At 37.9% G+C, this 3,994-nt stretch carries 2 protein-coding genes; both read right to left on the reverse strand.

From position 1 onward, the window contains the following. Positions 1-114 precede the first annotated feature (114 nt). Positions 115-378 (reverse strand): hypothetical protein, encoded by a 264-nt coding sequence (locus tag CER22_RS30630; RefSeq protein WP_256943775.1) that lies wholly within the window; start codon positions 376-378, stop codon positions 115-117. After that, positions 379-3,924, reverse strand: a complete 3,546-nt coding sequence (locus tag CER22_RS30635) for a phage tail tape measure protein (protein ID WP_088610467.1) — start codon at positions 3,922-3,924, stop codon at positions 379-381. Positions 3,925-3,994 lie beyond the last annotated feature (70 nt).

Genomic DNA, 3,994 nt, shown 5'->3' on the forward strand with positions numbered 1-3,994 from the left:
TGTTCCTGTTTCCCAATCATCTTGAAAATCAGCTGCGCTTTCTACTTCAGCTAAAAAATAATATCCTGGAATTGTATCATCATAGAGCTTTCTTCTTCCGCTTGTATTCATTACTCAATTAATCAGTTTTGTTTTTTCAACTTGCATAGCATGTGGCGTATAGTTACCTTGTTTCAAAACATTAAATTGATATTTCAATTGTCTTGAACTATAGGTTTGTGAACCGTATAAATTACTAAAGTCATATTCTACATTCGAGAAGGGAACTTGAACAATTATCTTTTCTTTAGAAGGAAAACCAATATCTCTTTCAGCTGGCATAGTATAACCCATGTCATTGTATGAATGTTTTCCATCAAATTTAATACCATATAGCATCTATGCCAGCCCCCTTTCAATTTTTCTGATTCTTACTCCACCTTCATGATCTGTGTAATCACCAGTGATTTGAGCAAACGTTCTTCCATCCACTTGTAGAATGATTGGACGATCATTACTTTGCTGTGGCATCGTAGATGCAATTCCTTTCCCAATCTGTCCAAGCGTTTTTTCATTTAAAGGTAAAACACCTTCTGGTCCAGCTTCTCCTGCCCCTTGTAAGTTGCCACCATTCATTCCGAAAATAGTTGGACGTGTGAAAATACCGCCTTTAGCACGCCAATCCACATTAATACCAGATGGATAAGAGATTTCTTTACCTGCAATTGTTTTAGAACTAGTCTGCAGACTGAAATGTGGAAGCTTTGGCATTTCAGGTTTAGGGATTTTCAATTTCAAATTATCAAAGAATCCTTTGATTTTATCAATGAATCCCTTCACCCCATCAACCGCTTCTCTTATCGGATCCATAATAAACCGTTTTGCCGCTTCAAATTTTTCTTGTGCCGCATTCTTCACAGAATCAAACTTTTCTTTCGCTGAATTATATAAATCAGTAAATTTTTGTTTAGCTGAGTTATAAGCTTCAGTTACTGGATTAATTACATATTGCTTCACCAAATTCCAAGCCGTAAGCGTGTAGGATTTTATAGATTCCCAATTTGATAATATCCAGTTAGCTAAATCTGCAAGTTTTTGCTTCGTTGTATTCCACAATTCTTGAACCGGTTGGATCACATACTGTTTTACTAAATTCCATGCTGCGAGTGTATAAGATTTCGCTGTTTCCCACTGCTGACCTAACCAATTTACTAAATCGGTGAATTTTTCTTTTACTAAAGTCCAAGTTTCCTGGACTGGTTGAATAATATATTGTTTAAATAAAGACCAGCCAATTTGCGCGGCTAACTTCGCAAATTCCCATTGTTGACTTAGCCAGTTGACCAACTCACCAATTTTTTGAGTCACCCAGTTATATGCTTCTTGAATCGGCTGGATAATATATTGAGCTATTACAGCCCAAGCAATTTGTGCACCTGCTTGTATTAATAGCCACCCTGCTTCAAGAACTGTAGAAATCAAGGAAATAATTGGGTCTAAAACTGTGAGTATCGTATCCCATGTTTCTTGCCAAGCTTGTACGAGTGTTCCCCATAATTCGGAAGACGTTTCGACCAGGAACGACCAAAAAGAAGATGCTGTTTCGACAATTCCAGACCATAAATCACTAAAAAATTGACCTATTGGGTCAAAGAAACTATGCATCATTTCTGTAAATGAAGACCAAGATTCAGAAAAGAATTCAACAGTAGAATTCCATGCATCACTACATGCCTGACCTATATCCTTCCACAAATCGCTAAAGAACTGACCTATTGGATCGAAAAATTCATGCATCATTTCGACAAAGGATGACCAAGATTCTGAGAAGTACGCAACTGTGGAATCCCACCCATCACTACAAGCCTGGACTATATCAGACCACAAATCACCAAACCAATCTTTAAATTGCGACCACTTTTTAGAAAGCCAGTCGGTTATGGCACCCCAGTTTTGTATAGCCCAAATAACGCCCGCTATTACAGCAGCTAATCCAGCGATAACAAGCATGACAACTCCAAGCGTTGTACCTAATACACCAACCGATACTACAACCGCTGCAATGATAGGCGCCAAAATGCCTACTACTGCTACTAATCCGGCAAAAACATAAACAAAATTTTGAATCGGTTCCGGTAGATTTGTAAACCACTCAATTACAGATTTAACCCCTTCTACTAATGGCGGTAAAATATCTTTAGCTAATTCAGTGAGTTTCTTGCCAACTGGTTCTAATGCAGCTTGTGTTTCTCTTAATGCTTTTTGGAATTGTTGACCAAGTGATTCTTCTTGAATCTTTTTCATTTCTTCCATAGAGCCTTTAACGTCACCAAGACCACCGTTTACATCATTCAAACTATATACAACTTTATTCCCCAAATCTTCGAATTTCGGACCAAAAAGAGCTACACCGATTTGTGTCGCTAATACCTGGTCGTCCATTGTTTTCAATTCATCTATAACAGCATTGAACACATCTGCCGCTGGTGCTTTCCCCGCCTTAAAACTCTCCCAAAGTTCTTGTGTCGACTTCGATAATTGACCAAATGCTTCGGTATTACTTTTCGAATCTTCTTGTACTGTGATACCAAACTCCTTCACGAAATCATTGATATAATCTAAGTTATAAGCTCCATTTGCAGTTCCATTCGCAAGAATGGCAAACATTTCATCAGCGTTAAAACCTGCTTGTTTGAATAACGGAGCATATTCAGCAAGATTATCAAATAACTCATCAGAATAATTCAGACTACTTTGAGCACCTGCAGCAAGTAAATCAAAAGTTTCTTGTGTGGATAAACCAAACTGTGACATTAATTGCCCTGCACCACGAGTAGCTTCATTCAAATCCACATCATAGAGTTTTGCAAGTGTTAACACGTTCTCTGATGCCCCTTGTAGTTCTTCATGTGGGACATCACGCATATTTTGATAGACCTTGATCAGTGAATTATCGACCTCTTCAAGACTTTCACCAAATCCCTTTTTCCACACGTCTTTCGAAATCTTACCGAGATTCTCTGCACCTTTTTGAGTTAACCCTAATGAAGCTTGTATTTTCCTTTGCGATCTATCAAAATCTATTGCTATACCCACTGTTGCTTTACCAAGTTTAATTAATTGTTGGGTCATTCCCTCTAGCATTTGAGTAGCTTCCATCATGTTATGCAAATCTAACTTCTTACCAAGTTGCTCCATACCGGCTGCAGCTTGATCTCCACTTCTTCCTGCACTTTGTAATGAATTCACAAATTGTTTCAATGTAATTTTAGCTTGATTTAATTTCATTTCAAGTTGTTGCACTTCTGTGGAATTCTCACCATACACACGCTTTGCTGCGCTTAATTGTTGCTCTAAATTGTGGACGACTCTATCGGTCATTTCCATTTGCTGACGTAGTTGTTTTTGGGCTAATTCCAACTTATCTGCTTCACTAGCATTTGCACCTAATTCAGCATTTTGGAGTTTGAATGAACTTGTCAGGCGCTTTTGTTCTGCTTCTAACTTCTTAGAATCCTCTTGTAAATCACCTAAAGTGCCACGCGCTTCTCTCGCTTCAATTGCTTGCTCTGAAAGACCTTCGTTTACTCTTTTCATTGCAGTATTAAGGGTTGTTTCAGCACGTTCTGCATCGAGCAATTTACCATACATTTTATTTAGCTGTTCAGCTGTTGTATTAGTATCTTTAGCCATCGCTTGGTATTCAGAACGCAACATCGATGTACGCTTCTTAGCTGCTTCCATTTGAATTTCTAGCTTTTTCTTTTCCGCTGCTAATTTATCCGTTGCAGTTGCATCTTGTCCCATAGCGGCAATGTGGTTCTTATATTCCTTTGCTGCGTTGTTCATGACCATGTTAATCTGCTTTAATGTCTGTGCATACTGAACTTGTCCATCCATTTTAAAATTAAGAACGACGTTTCTTTCTTTACTATTTCCTGTCATTTTTTCACCTCATTTCTTAATAAAATGGAGTTTGATCTAACGTGTAGATTTGTTTTGGTTTCTGTTCATT

Origin of the sequence: Bacillus sp. K2I17 (assembly GCF_002209985.1) — a bacterium.
Classification (GTDB): domain Bacteria; phylum Bacillota; class Bacilli; order Bacillales; family Bacillaceae_G; genus Bacillus_A; species Bacillus_A wiedmannii.

What these genes read in the sequence shown, in the direction of transcription:
- CER22_RS30630 (WP_256943775.1), bottom strand. Translation starts at nt 378, where the DNA reads ATGCTATATGGTATTAAATTTGATGGAAAACATTCATACAATGACATG.
- CER22_RS30635 (WP_088610467.1), bottom strand. Translation starts at nt 3,924, where the DNA reads ATGACAGGAAATAGTAAAGAAAGAAACGTCGTTCTTAATTTTAAAATG.